The sequence below is a fragment of the Peribacillus sp. FSL R5-0717 genome (assembly GCF_038002945.1).
Lineage (GTDB): Bacteria > Bacillota > Bacilli > Bacillales > DSM-1321 > Peribacillus > Peribacillus frigoritolerans.
This window is the reverse complement of the sequence record NZ_JBBOOF010000001.1, coordinates 4,108,168-4,126,070: the sequence shown is the minus strand read 5'-3', so window position 1 is coordinate 4,126,070 and position 17,903 is coordinate 4,108,168. Positions and strand designations below refer to the sequence as shown.

Below are 17,903 nucleotides of genomic sequence, written 5' to 3'. Positions count from 1 at the left end.
TCAAAGTTATGGTCTTAAACGGATTTATAGAAGCATATTATTTATATTGACAGTGAAACAAGCATGGCAGATATATTCCATTGTGCGGATCATCCCTCTTTACATGTCGGTACAATCCTTATTCCATCATGCGCTTACTTTTCGAGAAAAAGAAGTTCATATTTTATTATATACGAAACGAACTGCCCTTATTTAGTAACCTTCAAGAGGAGGCTGAATTTTGCTAAAATCAAAATCTAAAACAGTACTGTTAGCTACCTCCGTCACGATGATGGCAGTTGGCTTGATCATCTTCCCCCAAGAATCCTTTGAAGCTTCCAAAGGCGGACTGAACATTTGGTGGACAATTGTATTCCCTTCGCTTCTGCCTTTCTTGATTTTCTCGGAGTTATTAATCAGTTTTGGGGTTGTCAGGTTCATTGGTGTCATGCTCGAACCATTTATGCGTCCCCTATTCCGTGTACCAGGAGTGGGAGGCTTCGTTTGGGCGATGGGACTTGCATCAGGGTTTCCAGCCGGGGCGAAATTCACTGTAAGGCTTCGTCAAGAAGAACAATTGACCCGCATTGAAGCTGAAAGACTCGTTTGTTTTACTAATTCATCCAATCCATTGTTCCTATTCGTTGCCGTTGCCGTTGGTTTTTTCCACAACCCTCATTTAGGGATCATCCTTGCCCTTTCCCACTACCTAGGAAATATTTGTGTAGGCATCATCATGCGTTTTTACCGTTGGAAAGAAGAAAAATCCCATGCAAAAGTAATGACCAAGCTCCCCTCCATAAGACAAGCCTTTGGTCAAATGCATCGTACCAGAATAAAAGAAACAAGGCCATTTGGCAGTTTACTTGGAGATGCGGTACTCTCATCCATCCAAACCCTATTGATGATCGGGGGGTTCATCATTCTCTTTTCTGTGGTGAACAAGCTTTTATTTCATATGAACATCACCGGATTGCTAGCATCTGGGGTCGGAGGAATTCTACATATTTTTAATTTCCCGGACTCCTTAAGCCTCCCCTTCATATCAGGCATGTTTGAAATGACTCTAGGTTCAAAATTAACCAGCACGGTCGAAGAGGCGACACTCTTTCAGCAAACCGTGATGACAAGTTTCATCTTAGCTTTCAACGGGTTCAGCATCCAAGCGCAAGTTGCCAGCATCATTGCCGCAACTGACATTCGTTTCACTCCCTTTTTTCTGGCCAGGATTGCACATGGCCTTCTTGCATCCATTATCACCATCCTGCTTTGGGAACCATTCTATAAAGGCAAAATGTACAGCGGCAGCCCGATAAACGCATTCCCGGTCAGCGGATCCGGTGAACACGCGAATTCCCTATATCAAAGCATGCTTGATATAGGTCCCATTCTAACACTCGTGTTTTTGATCCTATACATCATCATATTTACCAAAAGGCTATTCAAAGGCCTTTCGTAAACCAAAAAAGAGCATTGCCCGTTGGCAATGCTCTTTTTTCTATCCTTTCAGTTCCTCGTATTTTTTGGCCAGAGCTTTCTGGACGACACTTGGCACTAGTTCAGAAATATCCCCGCCATACTTTGCAACTTCTTTCACGATACTTGAACTCAAGAAAGAATATTGATTTTTCGTCATGATAAAGAATGACTCTATTTTATTGTTAAGGAATCGGTTCATCGAAGTTCCCTGCATTTCATATTCAAAATCAGAAGTCGCCCTCAATCCCCTGATGATGGCATTCGCGGAAACGCTTTCAGCATAGTCGACCGTCAATCCCTGATAGAAATCCACTTTAACATTCGGCATATGGGCAGTCGCTTCAGTAATCAGTTCCAGTCTCTCCTCCACTGTAAAAAGAGAATTTTTCGCTGAATTGTTCACGATGACCACATATACCTCATCAAAAACATTCGCTCCCCTTTGAATGATATCAAGATGACCAAATGTTATTGGATCAAAACTCCCCGGACAAATCGCTATTTTGGACATTCATAGTTCCCCCTGTTCGTGTACGTTTCCCCATTGATAAATCGTAACGGCAATGACGCCATAAACTTCTTTTCTCTTAACGGTAAAGTCACCAACTTTTTCTGGCATAGTAACATCATGGCCATGCTCACAAACAATGTATCCCATATCGTTCAGCAATCGGTATTTATGTATTTCTTCAAGAATCTCGACTAGCTTTTGTTTCTTATAAGGTGGATCAAGAAAAATCAATTCAAAAGTCATTTCCCTTTTCACCAAAGCCTTTAATGCACGTTCTGAATCATTTTTATAAACTTCTGCACGGTCTGAAAACTTGCATAGTTCCAAATTAGCCTTAACCGTTTGATTTGCTTTAAAATCCCGGTCGACAAATATGGCTTTATCCATGCCTCTGCTTAACGCTTCAATTCCCAGTCCACCGCTTCCGGCAAACAAGTCGAGGACCAGCCCTCCTTCGAAATAAGGACCAATCATGTTGAAAATGGATTCCTTGACTTTATCAGTAGTCGGCCGGGTTCCTGTACCCGGTACAGCCTTAAGTGGTCTTCCTTTGCAAATTCCGGAAACGACCCTCATCATTCTCACCACATTTTATGACAAATTTCTGTTACTTTCCTATCCTAACATATTAGAAAAAGCTAGCCAATATTTAAACCCATTTGCCTTCATTTCCATGATGAAAAGAACATATCATTTCGTACCATGGATAGAAGATATCCATTCTTTTTATAAATCTTTTACATCTTGAATAATAAAATGGTTTTTGGCAATAATGTGAATAACAACATTCCTTTTTAGGTGTTGTTGCCAACCGCGGAGAAGGCTTACGTTTCCCCATAAGTTCTTCCTCCGGTTTCTCCTCTCCCTTTGCCTTCTGGTCCTTAGTTAGACATAGAAGGACCCTGCATATTTTTGCAGGGCTTTTTTTTATTGATAAACCACTTATTCCTAATTCCCTTTGTCATCATTCGTCAATGAAGTTGTCCTTCTCTTTTATGAGGGATAATGATAAAGTAATGAATAATAAGTTAGTTAGGAGAGGTTTAATTGATTCAACGTTTTATTGAAATTGGACAAGGATATTCCGATATATATGAGTTGCTGGAAGTAGGCCGCAATCAGAAACATCGAGTTGCAAGGCTATTGGCCATGCATACTACTATAAATGATAAAAAGGTAACGTCATTGGTCATCGTCATGGAGCCCACAGATCCCGGGAAATTCCAGCCGCTTTACATTTGCCGTGAAGGTATCCCTAACCCACATGCCACCAAAAACAAACGCTATGAGCTTTTTGAGAACTTGGCTGAGGAACTGGATAGGCCAATTATTGAAATCGAAGTGAAACCTTCGGTGCTCTTTGCAGAAATCGAGTTGTACTACCAGCACTTAATCGGCATTTTGCGAATGAATAGATATCTGCCGCCATTAGGCTGAAAGATGTTGCTGCCCTGAAAATGAAAAAGCTGACTCCGCATGAGTCAGCTTTTTTCAAATTCCCATTTTATAATCATATTCTTTCGCTTTATCCGGTTTAGAGTTTTCGAACTCCACCTTCAAAAAAGGCTTGTAAGAAAGGTCCACCTTTTTAACGAACGAATAATTATTCAGTTTTTCCACCAGTGGTTCCACTTCATCCATATTCGTATAAAGCACGACATATTTCAACTTTTTTGAAACATAATGGATATTTCCAAATTTCCTAAGCATTTTGGCTTGTTTCAATGTATGTAAATAGACGATGATTCCCTGTCTCGCTCCAAGCATATCAATAACTCCCTTTTATAAAGGTTTTAACTAAGTGTAGCATAGCAGAATCTTTACTTTCAACCAAGAAAAAAAGATTATAAACAAAATTCTCTCACTATTATGAATATACACACTGTGAAGGGAGCCAAACAAACGATGGATTTAAACCAAATTTGGCATCAATTTATTGTGCATCTATTAGATAATGATGAAATTACCCAAGCTTCGATAAAAAAGTTCACAGGAATCCCCTTTATATATATCCATTATCATCCGGCACCAAATGATGATGGTAAGCTTTCCCTCTTAATAAAAAAAGCCGCAAGCCTTTCAATGCGTGGCAAGCAGCTTCATTGTGAAACCATTTTCGTACGGCAGGAAGAACATTTATATGTATTCCGGCATCGTTTTTATGTGCCGCAGAAAAAGATGTTTTGCTGCGGCAACCTTTGTCCGGATTGTATTTTATATCGCAGTTAATCGCTTTTTGCCACGTGACCGAAATATGTAAGATGATAGTTCATGCATCGGTTCATGACCATGTCTCGGCGAGGTTCCAAACATGACACAGCCACCGAACTCCGTAGTAATGTCGAATTTCGATGGCTGCATGTTATATACCGGCCCTGAATGGTCCCAATCTGGCCATTACCTTAAGCAGAGCACCCGCAACTTCCCCCGGTTCCGCAGCTTCCCGTCGAACATCCGCCGGATGAAACAAAAAATGGATTCCCAGCCGGGGTTTTGACCTGTTCAGAAACCGCTCGGCCAATTCTTCCGCTTATTTCATCAAGAACGGATTGCAATTCTGTCTCCGCCCGCTTAAACCTTGCAACGGCAGGATGCATGTCCATGTCCCGTTTAGCTTGCCTCGTTTCTAAATTGATGCGTTTATAATCCGGGTGATATTTACCGAACCTTTGAACATCTTCAAATAGATCCTTGAGCGAAGTAAACTTGGAAATAATCCCCTGGGCCTCTTTGTCGTTTTGTAATTTATATAAACTAAGGAGATATTCTTCTCCTATTTCAGAATGAAGGATCATTTCAGCTAATCCATCAGCCTGATGTAAAATGTCGATGATTTCCATAGTAGCAAGCATTAACAAGCTCACCTCCACAACCATTTTACCATTTCTCTCTTTTAGATGCTAATGGTTTGATTAAATCGAGGAAGTGATATGTACCTCAAGCTCTTTTTGCAGCCCTGTTTTTTCACCTGCACCGTTTAAAATCTCCAGCTTTATTTTATGCATGCCATTCGGGACATCCTTTACGATAAATGCTGCCGTTTTCATATCGACTTTCTTTTGATTATCAATAAATACGGACACAGTTGCCAATTGTTCAGGATTTGATTCAGAAAAACCATAGTTTTTCAAGTAGCACTCAACATAGACGGAGTTGCCTTTTACAAATGTTTTTACCCGAAAGTCCTCATCTGAGTTTTGGATGCTCGATACAGTGGTGGCAGCCTCTAGTGTAGAAACACCTTGTATGGCTACTCCTGAGTTTTCAGGTTCAGGTATTTTCTTGCCACACCCCGTCGCTGCCATCAACACTGTTAGAGCCAATATCAACTTTCTCATTCCATCGTCCCCCTTTTGCCTTTATTGTTCGCCAAAAGGAGTAATTTACTCTTACTTTCTTCATTCACTTGGAGCATTCATTGCTTGAAACATATGAAGCATCATTGAGGCAACCTGAACGCTTTCCGAAAATTTAGAGACCCGATGTGGAATCGACTTCTCAAAATAATATTTAGCTTCGGTTTCAAACACATCCACTTCATGTGGATTACGCATTAATCTTTTGTACCATGCAGGCTGAACCCTCAAATAATTTCGCATATCTTCGTTTGTTTGAATGAATTCATATATATTTTGGCGCATGAAAAACCCTCCTTAATCTTTGGTGAATAAAAAAGGGTTAGCTCTCTGCTCTTTTTCTTTTGGGGGGGGACTGGTATCACCTGATTTATTCCCTTGGAAAGCAGATAGCACTCCTTGGATTGCACCGATGGCCTGATTGGCATTCGTAATATATTGTTGAATCTGCCCCATATCCATGTTTTTAACGGCATTCATTAACGAACCGATCAACTCAGTGCTTTGGTCTCCCTTTTCAACCGGCGGTGATTGAAATCCTGTATTCTCTTTGGGCTCACCCACACTGCCGTCAGCCTGCCAGCGTGGATGATCTTCTCCGAGTAAATACCACTCTTCAAAAAGTTCCTGCCATGTTGCTTGTTTGCTTCTCACTTCATTCACTAAATGAGGATGTTCCTTTACAAACTCCCGAAATCCATCCACGGAGGGCCGCTTTCTTTTTGCCATTACTCTCACCTCACACTTAGACATCGCCTATTGCACCATATGCTAAAGGTAGATAAAAAGTGCATAAATTCCTTTACTAATGTAATGGGGCGTGACTGCGGAATCCAAGTTCGTTATGTAAAAACCTCCATTGGCAAACGATCCACATCGAGGGGAATGCAAATGGTTGGGACCTTTTTCAATTTAAAAATATGATCCACAACAAGAAAACGGACCCAAAACCGGATCCATTTCAGACTGTAGTCAAACTCGATGAAAAACGAGTTTGTCTACATTTTTTTTGCTTGTACAAATTTGGACGTTGATTGGAACGTAGGGCACTCGCTTTCCGCGGGCGATCCGCCCTCGGCCCACTTTCGCCTGTGGGGTCTCCCCTTGGACTCGCTATTCCCGCAGGAGTCTCGCACACCCGCTCCAATCAACTAGGTTTAAAAACTTGGATAGAACTCCTTTTGCCTACAGTCTTTTTTGTTTTAATATAGATCTATTAAAACTTGAGGTGATGAGGATGGTTACGAAACATCATTCTATTCAACGAGAACAACTTGAAATGATTACTTTAGATCAACTGGTGCCGGCGAACCATTTGGTTCGTAAATGGAGGCTTCCATTGACTTCACTTTCATTTATGACTTGGTGAAAGATATGTATTCAGAGGTAGGACTCGCAGTATTGATCCAGTTATTTTAGTTAAACTGACATTCATTCAATATACCTTCGTTATTCGTTCCATGCGTAAAGGGATTGAAGAAACTGAAACAACTATGGCAGGCAGCAGACACAGCAACGTTTTGTATTGGGAACGATTGTAACAACTGCTAATACACATGACAGTCATATTTTGAAGCTACTTGTTGAGCTAGGAGTGAGAAAGTTAGAAAACGTGAAGCTGTTGCCGCAGATGCAGCTTATAAAGCACCAGCGATTACAAGCTACCTATTTAACAAAGTAATCACACCTGCTTTACCCTATACACTTCCTCAAACAAAAGAAGGATTCTTTATGTTTCGATGAACACTTTGATTGTTACCTTTGCTCTTCGTGTAAAACTTTAAAGTCCTCAACAACAAATAAAGGGGTCTATCGCGAGTACAAATCGCCAAAACAAATTTGTGCAACATACTCATATTTATCACGGTACAGAAAGCAAGGACCATCAAAAGGTAGTGACACGACATATCTGGCAAGCATTTGTGGAAGAAGCAGATCATTGCTTCATCATCAAGGTATAAAACCTATATACGCGAAACGCAAAGAAACGATTGAGCGTATATTCTCAGATGCAAAAGAAAAGCATGTTATGCGTTGGACTACTTTAGGGGACTTAAAAAATTGTCGATGCAAGCCAATGCTTACTTTCGCTGCCATTAATTTAAAGAAGATGGCCACGTGGACATGGCAAGGTCCTAAAATGGCATAACATAGTGGCTCTAAGAGCTCAAATCTCTTAACCTTTGGTCAAATTTCAAAGGGAATATTAAAGGTTCGGAATTTTTTAATTCCGAACCCCTTGTCAACAAACTGAAACGGACCCAAACCGGGTCCGTTTTTTTATCTCTTTATGAAATTCTGGGTGTAATAATTTTTATATACCCCGACGCCCAGACCTGTAAATTCCTCGTTCAGCATCGCATCCCGATGTCCTTTGCTATTTAGCCAACCTTCCATGACCGCAGCTGCATCCACATAATGGGCTGCTATATTTTCACCTGCCGCCCTGTATTTCACATGACCTGCATCAAGACGATTTTCCAAATCCCCCTTTGTTTCAGAAACATGGGTTCCTTCAGGGGTGTCCTTCATTTCCCGGCTATGAAGGTAAGCAACCTCCGCAGTAGCGGCATCCCATTCTAAAGGCTTCAAATCAAATCTGCTGCGCATGATATTCGTAATATCGAATATTTGCTGCTCATTTCCATCTTCCACTTTCGCCATGTCCTCATCTGAAAGGTCCTTAACTGTCACAAGTTCACCATGATAGGTCAACTCATACGGCTTTTGTTTCAATAGGGCGGAATCATTCAAGAATCGGATGCTTGAAACAGTACCAGTGAACTTATCCAAATAAAGCTGAACATTAATATTCCCTAAATCAATTAACGGCCTCATGTTCATATCTTCCTCCGACAATTCAAAACGATAGGAACTGTGTCCAACTTCAATATCAACAGTTGGTTCCACATATAAACTGGAATAGATGGCATCAATCGATTGTCCAATTTTAAAAGGAGCGACATTTACCTCATCACCGATTCCATAAGCAGATACCACTTTTTCATTTTCAACGGCTAATTGGAAATAATTATTGTAATCCTTTTTATAAACCCACCATTCATATCCATAGGCAGACAAATCAATTCGATCCGGCTTACCGTATTCCCTTTCTATCTCTTTTGCATTTTTCCCGATCGTTACTGCCAGACCTTCTGTCACTTCAGTAACCCCTTCCTTTTCAGAGGAAGTGCTTCTTTCATTTATATGTCCATTGGGGTTAACACCTTTGTTACCATCAATAAGGGGGTTCCCTTCATCTTCATCGCCGATATTAAGATAAATACCGATTACGAAAAAAATAATGATTAACACCAACACCTTACCTAAACTGCGCAGAGGAACACTCCCTCTCTCTATCTAATTTATGTATCCAATGCAAAAACCTTTCTTTCCTGATTATATCACTGTTCAATCATATTTTTCTAATTTACGTTAGACTGCCCCTTCATTAAATTTATTTTAAAAATGGAACTTTTGCGAATGATTAAAATACCATGGTTGAGTTCATTGCAACTTCCACCATTTCGTACTATTATAAAATATAGGATAAAATGGTATATTATAAACATACTTGGAGATTTTTAATATATTCATGTACATAATATTTTCCCGGTATGTCATTTTAATTCTCAATAGTAAACATAGGAGGTACTACTCGTGAAATTTGAAAGCTTTGGAATCGAAAACATCACAGCCGACTTAAACCGATTAGATGACCTAATGCCGCAATATGGTTTAATACGAGCAGAACAATGGGATTACGAAAGAGTAAGTTACGATCGTAAGTTCGAATTAAAAGAAGGCACGTTTTACCTGAGAATACTTGGCTATGCTACAGAGGGCGATGTTGGCGCTCACAGGGCCGTCATCAAATTAATGGTTCCTCTATTAGGAAAACACTATTATCCACACGGAGTTGAATATGGTGAAGGGGAGGATTTTCCTGCATCACTAGTTAAACAAAGTGAAAAAATCCTCGCTCAAATCAAAGAAGAACTTACGCAATTCAACGGCCTATAAAAGCCGTCAGCGAAAAGTGGTACAAAGAGAGAGGAACATGTGTGATGCTCTCTTTTTTGTATCCAATACAAAAGCCTGATGCTTTTTTTGCACCAGGCTTTTTTGTCATTTTAAAATCCTAGGATAGCCTTTATTAAAGATGTTGTTTCGCCGCCATGATAAATCACATAAAGCAGAATGTAAACAGCTACTCCAGTAATCCCAGTGAAAAACCAAATGATGCTTGTCGCCGGCCCGATTTTTTTATGAATGGCGAATTTACCTTTAAACCCAGTGGTAAGCATGATGATTCCCAAAACAGCTCCAGTTGTTGCAAGCGTTATATGGAAAATCAAAAAAATCGTATAATAAATTTTTATGTCATCGGGTCCGCCAAACGACGTACTACCAATGAAGACCGTCCGAGAAAGATATATAGTGAAAAAGATCACCGCAAAAATCGCAGCTGCCATCATGGTTTTTTTATGGGTCTCGATTTTGCGCTGTTTAATTTGATACCAGCCTATTGCAACAGTGATGGCACTTAATACAATGAAGGCTGTACTTATCGTTGGAAGGATTGGTAAAGACATATGAAATGTAGTCCTCTCTATATTTATTAATCAACTACCATTTTATAAGAGGCAATCATAAAATTCAATAAAATCAAGGATTATTAACAGAATGCTCACTTTTATAGAATACCCAAGTCAAATTACTGGCTATTTGCTTTAATTCGAATCAGGTAAAGTCAGATAAAAGACTTGTCCGCCCCAAGACAAGTCTTTTATCGTACAATTATTCTGCAGTCTGAAAATCCGAAGGTATAGGATCGATATCATTTTGGTTGCCATTCTCCTTTTTGAACCAAGCAAAGAAAATGACACCCAATACATAGCCTAATACGATTTCTTGAATCACTTTCATCAGAACCCCGCCAAGCTGTTGATCCTCAAGCAATGGCAGTCCATTGAACATTTCCGGACCACTGAGCGTTAAACCGGATAGTGCGGAGGCCGGAACGCAAAGTTCCATGGCACTGGCCCAAGATTCCGCATTGGTGAATGTATCATACATCGGATCATTAGCAAATATGATTAAAGCACAGGCAGGGGTCATTAGAATGCCACTGCCGAATATATAAGCTACTTTTTTCACACCTGATAGACTTTCACGTTCGGGCAGTTGATTGACAAGCGGGAACCACATCAAAACAGCGGTCGTAAATAAAAGGACCGTGTATCCAGCATGAATCCACATCCCCGTTTTGATAAAGTCGAATACTAACGGGATATGGTACAACGAGAAAAGAACGTTAAATAATAAAAGGGCGATAAGAGGTCTCGTGAAAAACTGAAATAACGGCTTCACTCCCCTTGAATTTATGAGTGTTCTCATAAGCCAATCTGGAATCGCAATGATAAATAATGGCGGAATCACGAGATAGAGCAGTGCCATTTGAAACATGTGGGCACTGAACATGATATGGCTCAATAAATCCAGCGGCGATCCTTTTACCACATAAAGAAGGAACATGGCTATCAAAAAATAAGTTGCCTGTTTGACGGAAAGCGATGAGCTGCCCGGAAACTTCCCCCTTTTTTTTGTCACCAGCCAAAAATAGCCAACGGTAATAAGTACGAGGGCGGCAAAATAATAAGGACTCCACAAAGCGCGAAATCCAAAAATATCAATAGACAAAAAAATCACCTCGTTCATGAACTTTTTCTTACTATCCATTATACCTAAAATGAAACATTGTAACAAATATAGATAAACTTGGATGAGAATCACCACATAAAGAAAACCGGCTATCATTCAATAGCCGATTTTCTTTATGGTTTATATCCAAACAATCGTTAGGAACACAAGGACCGTTATCAAGCCCACTGCAAGGCCGGAAAATAAGAACAATGCAATGGTGCCATGCCCTTTATGCTTCATGTGCATGAAATAATACAATTGGAAAATCACTTGTACAACTGCCAGCAGCAAAATGACCGGTTTAATGAACCAATGTGAAAAACCCTCAATTCCAACTGCAGCAAAAGCAAGTAATGTAAAGAAAATCATTAGTGTAAATGATATCACTTGGTGTTTCATCTCTTCAGCATTTTTCTTACGGCGATATTTTAAATCGACATTCGGGTTCGCTGAATTTGATTGTTCATTCGCCATCAGTTATCCCACCATTCCCATTAAGTATACGACAGTAAAGATAAATACCCAGACTACGTCAATGAAATGCCAATATAGACTCGCAACAAAAAATTTAGGAGCGTTATACAAATTCAAGCCCCTTCCTGCATTACGAACCATAAGAGATATTATCCAAACCAAACCGAAAGCAACGTGTCCTCCATGAAAACCAACTAACGTATAAAACGCGGAGCCGAAGGCACTGCTCGTAAAGGTATGATGGAATTCATGAACATAGTGATTAAATTCATAAATCTCGAGTCCAAGAAAACCAAAACCAAGTGCAACCGTAATCACAAGCCAAGCTTGCATTTGTTTAAAGTGGTTATTTTTCATATGGTACATTGCATACACACTGGTCAATGAACTGGTCAGTAACAGCATGGTTGCTACAAAAGTAAGTGGTAATTCGAATAAATCTTTAGCTAAGGCTGCATCACCATTTGGAACTTTATCCTTCAATGCTAGGTATGTTGCAAATAGTGAGGCGAATAATACAGTCTCTCCACCAAGAAACAACCAGAAACCTAAATACTTATTTTTACCTTCTAAAGTCGCTTTCTCGGGAGAAGCAGGCCAAGTGGCATCCGTGAATCTTTCATCTGTTTGCATTATGCCTTACCTCCCTTGTCTTTATCGTCCATAAGGTCTGCTTTATGAATATGGTATCCATGATCGTCTTTAACTGAACGGATAAACATTGAACCAAATGTCACCAAAAGTCCTACTATCATTATAGGCAGGGTCCATGTCTTATCATCCATATGGTATAAAGCGCCGAATGCAGCGATAAATAAACCTGAAGCAATCGTTAATGGAAGAATAGATGAATTTGGCATATGGATATCCCCAAGTGGTTCTGCAGGAGTCATTTCCTTTTTCCCTTCCATTTTTTCAACCCAGTATGGATCTAATCCGCGGACTAACGGCAGTTGTTTAAAATTATAAAAAGGCGGTGGTGATGGAATGGCCCATTCTAGCGTACGGCCATCTCCCCAAGGATCATTGCCGACCTTTTCATTCTTCACAGATGTAATGATGATATTGATGACCATAACCAAGACACCAAATGCCATCAAAAAGGCTCCCACAGTACTAATCATATTACCTGTATTAAAGCCTTGATCGTCCAAGAATGTAAATACGCGACGAGGCATCCCCATCAAACCTAAGAAATGTTGAATGAAGAATGTTAAATGGAAACCAATCAAGAACGTCCAAAATGTGATTTGCCCCAATTTTTCGCTTAACATTGTCCCAAACATCTTCGGCCAATAGAAATTGATCCCTGCCAATAAACCTAATACAACCCCACCGACGATTACATAGTGGAAATGGGCAACAACGAAATAACTATCATGGTATTGATAATCGGCAGGTGCAGATGCGAGCATGATACCAGTCACGCCGCCCATTGTAAATGTAGGAATAAAGGCAACTGCATAAAGCATCGGAACCGTGAACTTGACGCTTCCTCCCCACATCGTAAAAATCCAGTTGAATATCTTAATACCTGTCGGTACAGCAATAGCCATGGTCGCCACGGCAAAGATTGCATTTGCGATCGGACCTAGACCAGTGGTAAACATATGGTGCGCCCAAACCATGAAACCTAAGAAACCGATTAAAACGGTTGCAAATACCATCGATGAATAACCAAACAATCTTTTTCTGGAGAAGGTAGCGAAAATTTCAGAAAAAATACCGAACGCTGGAAGAATCAGGATATATACTTCCGGGTGACCGAATATCCAGAATAAATGCTCCCAAATGATCGTATTTCCCCCTGCCGCTACATCAAAGAAATTCGCACCAAACATCCGATCGAACATCATTAACACCAATCCCACGGTAAGCGGAGGAAAAGCGAATAATATCAATGCAGAAACAACGAAAGTTGACCAGGTAAACAGCGGCATACGCATATATGTCATACCTGGCGCACGCATATTAATGATGGTTACTAGGAAATTGATCCCTGCCATTAGTGTTCCAAAACCTGATATTTGTAGTCCAAGGACGTAAAAATCAATGCCATGGCCTTCGGAGTGAAGGGATAGTGATGCATACGATGTCCAGCCTGCATCGGGAGCCCCCCCTAAAAACCAGGAAAGATTTAAAAAGACTCCCCCAAAGAAAAACAGCCAAAAACCTAATGAGTTCAAAAATGGGAACGCAACATCACGCGCCCCTATCTGTAATGGCACAACCGCATTCATAACAGCAAATACCAATGGCATTGCCGCCAGGAATATCATTGTCGTACCGTGCATGGTCAAAATTTCATTATAAAATCCGGCACTAACGAAGTCATTATTTGGGATTGCAAGCTGGATGCGGATAAACATCGCTTCCAAACCGCCGATTACAAAGAATAACCCGCCAGAGATAAGATATAGAATGGCGATTTTCTTATGGTCTACCGTCGTCAGATAATCCCAAAGCGTAGCGCCAAATCCTTTTTTATTAGCGTAGGTACTCACGATTTAACCTCCTTAATCAATGTTCTATTTGTCTTCCACCTTAAGCTCTAATAGATAAGCTGCCAGTGCATTAATATCTGAATCCGAAAGTTCACCGTAAGTACCGGTCATCGTGTTGCCCGGTTTATACTTCTCAGGATCCTTGATCCATTTCTTCACATTCTCTTCCGTATGATCCAATACGCCAGCAACTTTTTCACGCTCACCGAATGTAGCCAGATTCGGAGCCTGACGAGCAGCTTCAGGCCTGCTGTCATTCGGCGTCACCGCATGGCAGCCTATACAACTTTGATTAAAGACATCTTCACCCTGTTTGGCCAGATCGCCTTCAACGACAGGTTCCTTCGAGGCTTTCATATCTTTAGTCCATGCTTCAAAATCACTTTTAGACTTCGTTATGACCTTAAAATCCATCAAAGCATGTGAAGGACCGCAAAGCTCAGCACATTTTCCGTAGAATACATTGTTCGAATCTTCTGCCTTTTCACCGTCGAATTCTAAGAAAAACTGATTGACCCCTTCTGTATTTGTATCCATCTTTCCTCCGACAGACGGTACCCAGAATGAGTGCTTAACATCTGAAGCAGTTAGATTGAAGTACACTTTTCGATCTGTCGGCACAACCAAATCCTGACTTGTTACGACGCCAAGGTCTGGATATTCAAACTCCCACCAATAAAGGTTTGCCCTAACATTCACGACAAGTGCATCCTTCGTCTTTCCATCCTTATCTTTCTTATCCATTGCCTTTGTGTCGGCTAAGTCAAAAGTCGTGACGACGGTTGGAACAGCCAGAACAATTAAAAGAAGGATAGGAATAACAGTCCAGATAATTTCGAGTTTATGACTTCCTTCAATTTGTTTCGGTATTGTTTCGTCGCCTTCCTTCCGACGGAAGCGTAGTATAACTACAACAAACAAAATAATCACAACAATAATAACCAGTACCATGATTAGTGTACTCAATATCAGTAAGTCATACTGAGATTGCGCAACATCGCCAGCTGGCTTCAGTGCGGATAGAAATGGTTCGCCGCAGCCCGAAAGGACAAGTCCTACAATTCCCAGCAGAGCAATTAGGCGCCATTTGTGCAGCCTTTTTTTCATAGCTTCAGAAACCCCTCTTTCGTCAAAATTTTCTCACAAAAATAAAAATGGGCGCAATTGCGAATATTCTCTCTATGTCAATTTCTAAAAAGAAAGAATCCCTAATCTAAGGAATTATTAAGTTGATTCATGTAACCGCTCTTATGTATGCCCCTGTTGGTTCCGTTAATATGTATGAATGGCGGTCAGTGCTTTATTTATCAGTAAACTGGAGCCTGTAAAAGAACAGGCCGCCAGTTTATTTAAACCAAATCTAGATCAGTGTGACAATAACCATCGCTACAAATAAAATGGTCATATAATTTAAAGAATATACAAACATGGATGTTGCCCATTTAACATCGTCTTTCTTTTTATACCCCTTAATTCCCAAAATAAGCCAACCTGTGCTCAATAATGCAGCAAGAATAACTAGCGGTGTTCCTAATGGAGTTAAAAAGAAAGGAATGAACATTAAACAGATGATCCATAGCATAATCGATCTTTTTGCAGCCTTGAACCCTTTTACGACCGGAAGCATAGGTACTCCAGCTGCGCGATATTCTTCGACACGCCTCATTGCAAGTGCATAAAAATGAGGAGGCTGCCACAAGAACATGATCGCGAACAGGACCCAGGCGATCTTATCAAGGCCCGGGTCGACCGCAGCCCACCCGATAAGCGGAGGCACCGCTCCGGATATACTGCCTATTATCGTATTCGAGACAAATCTACGTTTGAAAACCATAGTATATAAAACAACATAGGCGAAGACGCCGAATGCTCCCAGTATGGCAGTTGTCATATTAGTCAATGCAAGTAAAATCAGCCCTGCAGCAATTAAGCCGAAACTTAACGCCAATACCTTTGAAGGCTGTACTTTCCCGGTTACCGTTGGACGGTTTTTCGTTCTTTCCATTAAATGATCGATATCACGGTCATAATAATTATTGAAACTGCAAGATCCCGCCATTATGAGCGCCGAACCTGCAAGTGTATAAAACACTACATCTAGATTGCTTAAGAAGCTAAGCCCCGAAAAATGAAGAGCCAACCACACGCCGGTAAAAGCTGTAATTATATTTGAATTGACGATCCCCACTTTTATAAGTGCGAGAAAATCCTTCCAAGCTGTTGTTTCAGGTATATCCGATTGAAGGGCGGCTTTACTGTCCTCCATGACAGCTTCTGACAAACCCCTTGTTTCTGACATTTGTTTTCCTCCTTTAAATCATTCAGCACAGACGCAAATGCAAAAAAATACTTACATATGCTATAGAACATTATTTCATACTTTTTGATATTTGTAACCAAGGAAGCGTAAACAAAAAGTAAATTATTTACCAATGACTGTCGTCAATGGAATCCATCGAGAGCTATCATTCTTAATATCATGCTTAATAACAGTAAAATTTAGTAAAATCATTTCTTCAATATATTAAAACACATTTTTGGAAGCTTTTGTGAAAATTTTTCGGATATTTTTGACCAATTTGTGTCTCAATAATTTACTGCTCTTGTAAGATGTTCATCAAGAACATGAATAGTATGCTATTATCATCATCCCCTAGGCTCTATCCCTATTTTGCTCCTACTTGAAGGTTTACACTCCCTTTATTTCTATCAAAGTCTTTTGTAACTTTCAACTATTTCAGGCATTTTAATTAATAGTTATAATATTAACTGAACTTGTAAAATCATTCTATTTTGTGTAATATCGAGGAAGTTCGACAAATATTATGAAAAATCTTATGCTATTATTAATTTTATGGAACAATCCTAATTTGCTACAGAGAAAAAGGTGGGACTACTAGTGAAATCGTCTCTTAAATGGTTTGCTGTTTTAACAACGATTGTAATGCTTTTCATCTTACTTGGCGGCGCTTTAGTCACGAAGACGGATTCCGGCATGGGATGCGGCAGGTCCTGGCCATTGTGCAATGGCCAATTGATCCCGGACAAAATCACGATTGAATTGGTCATTGAACTTTCCCATCGTCTCGTTTCAGGTGCTGGAGGATTCTTGGTTTTAATTTTATCGTATATGTCTTGGAAAAAAATCGGCCATATCCGTGAAGCACGTTTCTTATCCGTCCTTTCTTTTGGTTTTCTGTTACTACAAGGGTTAATCGGGGCCGCTGCCGTCATTTGGTCACAATCCGATTTTGTCCTTGCCCTTCATTTCGGCATATCGCTCATTTCCTTTGCTGCCGTCTTTTTACTGACATTGTTGATTTTTGAAGTAGACAAGAAGTTCGAAGCCGAAAAACTTATAGTTGACAAACGAATGAAATTCCATATCATTGGCGTATTGATTTTTTGTCTCGTTGTCGTATATACAGGTGCTCTTGTAAGGCATACAGAATCAAGTCTTATCTGTAAGGATTGGCCTTTATGTGTAAATGACAGCCTCGCACTCCCCACTAACCTTTATGAATGGATTCAGATGGGACACCGTGCAATCGCAGGCGCCATTTTCATTTGGGTATCGTATGTGGCTTATATCGCAAAAAAACATTACAAAAATCAAAAAGTGTTATATGGCGGTTGGATGGCTGCGTTCATTCTCGTATTTTTACAGGTTACCGCTGGAGCCTTCATCATTTTCTCAAGGCAAAACTTATATATCGCATTGACACACGCATTATTCATTGCCTGCTTTTTTGGTGTAATGAGCTATTTGATGCTATTGACATCAAGAAGCAAAAAAAATGCACTGGCCAAGCAAAAAAGAAACTCCACGCACACAGTCAAAGGACAGGATGAAAAGGACATAACACCAACAGTACCCGCCCGTTAATTTCTGAT

21 protein-coding genes and 1 pseudogene are annotated in these 17,903 nt (G+C 40.2%); 7 read left to right on the top strand and 15 right to left on the bottom strand.

Annotated elements, in window-relative coordinates:
• The first annotated feature begins 220 nt into the window (after window positions 1–220).
• The gene (ylbJ, locus tag NYE65_RS19960) at window positions 221–1,438 is read left to right on the top strand and encodes a sporulation integral membrane protein YlbJ (RefSeq protein ID WP_057278456.1); all 1,218 of its coding nucleotides are present in this window, start codon (window positions 221–223) and stop codon (window positions 1,436–1,438) included.
• Between the two features lie 39 nt (window positions 1,439–1,477).
• On the opposite strand, the gene coaD is transcribed toward ylbJ, so the two are convergent.
• Both coaD and rsmD read right to left on the bottom strand, forming a co-directional pair.
• A complete protein-coding gene (coaD, locus tag NYE65_RS19955; protein ID WP_034313942.1) occupies window positions 1,478–1,969 on the bottom strand; it encodes a pantetheine-phosphate adenylyltransferase in 492 nt (163 codons plus the stop codon).
• Complete coding sequence (rsmD, locus tag NYE65_RS19950; RefSeq protein ID WP_340862154.1) at window positions 1,970–2,545, bottom strand: 16S rRNA (guanine(966)-N(2))-methyltransferase RsmD; 576 nt, start codon at window positions 2,543–2,545, stop codon at window positions 1,970–1,972. It lies immediately after the preceding gene.
• Window positions 2,546–3,016: 471 nt separating this feature from the next.
• Between rsmD and NYE65_RS19945 the strand changes: the two genes are divergently transcribed.
• Window positions 3,017–3,406 (top strand): DUF7147 family protein, encoded by a 390-nt coding sequence (locus tag NYE65_RS19945; protein WP_034313948.1) that lies wholly within the window; start codon window positions 3,017–3,019, stop codon window positions 3,404–3,406.
• A 54-nt stretch (window positions 3,407–3,460) separates the two neighbouring features.
• Here NYE65_RS19945 and NYE65_RS19940 read toward each other — a convergent pair whose 3' ends face one another.
• The gene (locus NYE65_RS19940; RefSeq protein WP_048684554.1) at window positions 3,461–3,736 is read right to left on the bottom strand and encodes a YlbG family protein; all 276 of its coding nucleotides are present in this window, start codon (window positions 3,734–3,736) and stop codon (window positions 3,461–3,463) included.
• Between the two features lie 138 nt (window positions 3,737–3,874).
• Between NYE65_RS19940 and NYE65_RS19935 the strand changes: the two genes are divergently transcribed.
• On the top strand, window positions 3,875–4,198 hold the full coding sequence (locus tag NYE65_RS19935; protein ID WP_034313954.1) for a hypothetical protein: 324 nt from the start codon (window positions 3,875–3,877) through the stop codon (window positions 4,196–4,198).
• A gap of 173 nt (window positions 4,199–4,371) precedes the next feature.
• On the opposite strand, the gene NYE65_RS19930 is transcribed toward NYE65_RS19935, so the two are convergent.
• From NYE65_RS19930 to NYE65_RS19915, 4 genes are read right to left on the bottom strand one after another with little or no spacing between them, the layout of a single operon-like run.
• Window positions 4,372–4,821, bottom strand: coding sequence for a YlbF family regulator (locus tag NYE65_RS19930; RefSeq protein WP_057278483.1), 450 nt, complete (start codon window positions 4,819–4,821; stop codon window positions 4,372–4,374).
• Window positions 4,822–4,881: 60 nt separating this feature from the next.
• Complete coding sequence (locus NYE65_RS19925; protein WP_057278458.1) at window positions 4,882–5,307, bottom strand: hypothetical protein; 426 nt, start codon at window positions 5,305–5,307, stop codon at window positions 4,882–4,884.
• Window positions 5,308–5,367: 60 nt separating this feature from the next.
• The gene (locus NYE65_RS19920) at window positions 5,368–5,610 is read right to left on the bottom strand and encodes a YlbE-like family protein (RefSeq protein ID WP_034313959.1); all 243 of its coding nucleotides are present in this window, start codon (window positions 5,608–5,610) and stop codon (window positions 5,368–5,370) included.
• A 12-nt stretch (window positions 5,611–5,622) separates the two neighbouring features.
• Window positions 5,623–6,054 (bottom strand): YlbD family protein, encoded by a 432-nt coding sequence (locus tag NYE65_RS19915; protein ID WP_340861511.1) that lies wholly within the window; start codon window positions 6,052–6,054, stop codon window positions 5,623–5,625.
• A gap of 508 nt (window positions 6,055–6,562) precedes the next feature.
• On the opposite strand from NYE65_RS19915, the pseudogene NYE65_RS27300 reads away from it, so the two are divergent.
• Together NYE65_RS27300 and NYE65_RS27295 are read left to right on the top strand one after the other, a co-directional pair.
• Window positions 6,563–6,824 (top strand): annotated as a pseudogene (locus NYE65_RS27300) (IS5/IS1182 family transposase); the annotation flags it as partial.
• Between the two features lie 188 nt (window positions 6,825–7,012).
• Window positions 7,013–7,474: a transposase gene (locus NYE65_RS27295; RefSeq protein ID WP_445670458.1), complete on the top strand. Its 462-nt coding sequence runs from the start codon at window positions 7,013–7,015 to the stop codon at window positions 7,472–7,474.
• 131 nt (window positions 7,475–7,605) lie between these two features.
• On the opposite strand, the gene NYE65_RS19905 is transcribed toward NYE65_RS27295, so the two are convergent.
• Window positions 7,606–8,640: a CAP domain-containing protein gene (locus NYE65_RS19905; RefSeq protein WP_223255878.1), complete on the bottom strand. Its 1,035-nt coding sequence runs from the start codon at window positions 8,638–8,640 to the stop codon at window positions 7,606–7,608.
• 345 nt (window positions 8,641–8,985) lie between these two features.
• Between NYE65_RS19905 and NYE65_RS19900 the strand changes: the two genes are divergently transcribed.
• Window positions 8,986–9,348 carry a YugN family protein gene (locus NYE65_RS19900; protein ID WP_034313973.1) on the top strand — a complete coding sequence of 121 codons (363 nt, stop codon included), beginning with the start codon at window positions 8,986–8,988 and terminating at the stop codon, window positions 9,346–9,348.
• A gap of 110 nt (window positions 9,349–9,458) precedes the next feature.
• Here the strand turns inward: NYE65_RS19900 and NYE65_RS19895 are convergent, their stop codons facing one another.
• From NYE65_RS19895 to cyoE, 7 genes are all read right to left on the bottom strand, one after another.
• On the bottom strand, window positions 9,459–9,920 hold the full coding sequence (locus tag NYE65_RS19895; protein ID WP_048684536.1) for a DUF420 domain-containing protein: 462 nt from the start codon (window positions 9,918–9,920) through the stop codon (window positions 9,459–9,461).
• 205 nt (window positions 9,921–10,125) lie between these two features.
• A complete protein-coding gene (ctaG, locus tag NYE65_RS19890; protein WP_445670427.1) occupies window positions 10,126–11,028 on the bottom strand; it encodes a cytochrome c oxidase assembly factor CtaG in 903 nt (300 codons plus the stop codon).
• Between the two features lie 141 nt (window positions 11,029–11,169).
• The gene (gene ctaF, locus NYE65_RS19885) at window positions 11,170–11,505 is read right to left on the bottom strand and encodes a cytochrome c oxidase subunit IVB (RefSeq protein WP_034313978.1); all 336 of its coding nucleotides are present in this window, start codon (window positions 11,503–11,505) and stop codon (window positions 11,170–11,172) included.
• A 3-nt stretch (window positions 11,506–11,508) separates the two neighbouring features.
• The gene (locus NYE65_RS19880; RefSeq protein ID WP_034313980.1) at window positions 11,509–12,138 is read right to left on the bottom strand and encodes a cytochrome (ubi)quinol oxidase subunit III; all 630 of its coding nucleotides are present in this window, start codon (window positions 12,136–12,138) and stop codon (window positions 11,509–11,511) included.
• Entirely contained in the window at window positions 12,138–14,009 is a 1,872-nt protein-coding gene (ctaD, locus tag NYE65_RS19875) for a cytochrome c oxidase subunit I (RefSeq protein ID WP_106027286.1), read from the bottom strand. The genes NYE65_RS19880 and ctaD overlap by 1 nt, the downstream gene beginning before the upstream one ends.
• 24 nt (window positions 14,010–14,033) lie before the next feature.
• The gene (gene coxB, locus NYE65_RS19870; RefSeq protein ID WP_034313987.1) at window positions 14,034–15,116 is read right to left on the bottom strand and encodes a cytochrome c oxidase subunit II; all 1,083 of its coding nucleotides are present in this window, start codon (window positions 15,114–15,116) and stop codon (window positions 14,034–14,036) included.
• Between the two features lie 253 nt (window positions 15,117–15,369).
• Window positions 15,370–16,308: a heme o synthase gene (gene cyoE, locus NYE65_RS19865; protein ID WP_034313989.1), complete on the bottom strand. Its 939-nt coding sequence runs from the start codon at window positions 16,306–16,308 to the stop codon at window positions 15,370–15,372.
• A 600-nt stretch (window positions 16,309–16,908) separates the two neighbouring features.
• Here cyoE and NYE65_RS19860 point away from each other — a divergent pair.
• Window positions 16,909–17,895: a COX15/CtaA family protein gene (locus NYE65_RS19860; RefSeq protein WP_098184689.1), complete on the top strand. Its 987-nt coding sequence runs from the start codon at window positions 16,909–16,911 to the stop codon at window positions 17,893–17,895.
• Window positions 17,896–17,903: the final 8 nt, after the last annotated feature.

Bases quoted from the DNA above. Each gene is read 5' to 3' on its own strand.
- coaD (WP_034313942.1), bottom strand. From the start codon at position 1,969: ATGTCCAAAATAGCGATTTGTCCGGGGAGTTTTGATCCAATAACATTT.
- rsmD (WP_340862154.1), bottom strand. From the start codon at position 2,545: ATGAGGGTCGTTTCCGGAATTTGCAAAGGAAGACCACTTAAGGCTGTA.
- NYE65_RS19940 (WP_048684554.1), bottom strand. From the start codon at position 3,736: ATGCTTGGAGCGAGACAGGGAATCATCGTCTATTTACATACATTGAAA.
- NYE65_RS19935 (WP_034313954.1), top strand. From the start codon at position 3,875: ATGGATTTAAACCAAATTTGGCATCAATTTATTGTGCATCTATTAGAT.
- NYE65_RS19930 (WP_057278483.1), bottom strand. From the start codon at position 4,821: ATGCTTGCTACTATGGAAATCATCGACATTTTACATCAGGCTGATGGA.
- NYE65_RS19925 (WP_057278458.1), bottom strand. From the start codon at position 5,307: ATGAGAAAGTTGATATTGGCTCTAACAGTGTTGATGGCAGCGACGGGG.
- NYE65_RS19920 (WP_034313959.1), bottom strand. From the start codon at position 5,610: ATGCGCCAAAATATATATGAATTCATTCAAACAAACGAAGATATGCGA.
- NYE65_RS19915 (WP_340861511.1), bottom strand. From the start codon at position 6,054: ATGGCAAAAAGAAAGCGGCCCTCCGTGGATGGATTTCGGGAGTTTGTA.
- NYE65_RS19895 (WP_048684536.1), bottom strand. From the start codon at position 9,920: ATGTCTTTACCAATCCTTCCAACGATAAGTACAGCCTTCATTGTATTA.
- ctaF (WP_034313978.1), bottom strand. From the start codon at position 11,505: ATGGCGAATGAACAATCAAATTCAGCGAACCCGAATGTCGATTTAAAA.
- NYE65_RS19880 (WP_034313980.1), bottom strand. From the start codon at position 12,138: ATGCAAACAGATGAAAGATTCACGGATGCCACTTGGCCTGCTTCTCCC.
- coxB (WP_034313987.1), bottom strand. From the start codon at position 15,116: ATGAAAAAAAGGCTGCACAAATGGCGCCTAATTGCTCTGCTGGGAATT.
- cyoE (WP_034313989.1), bottom strand. From the start codon at position 16,308: ATGTCAGAAACAAGGGGTTTGTCAGAAGCTGTCATGGAGGACAGTAAA.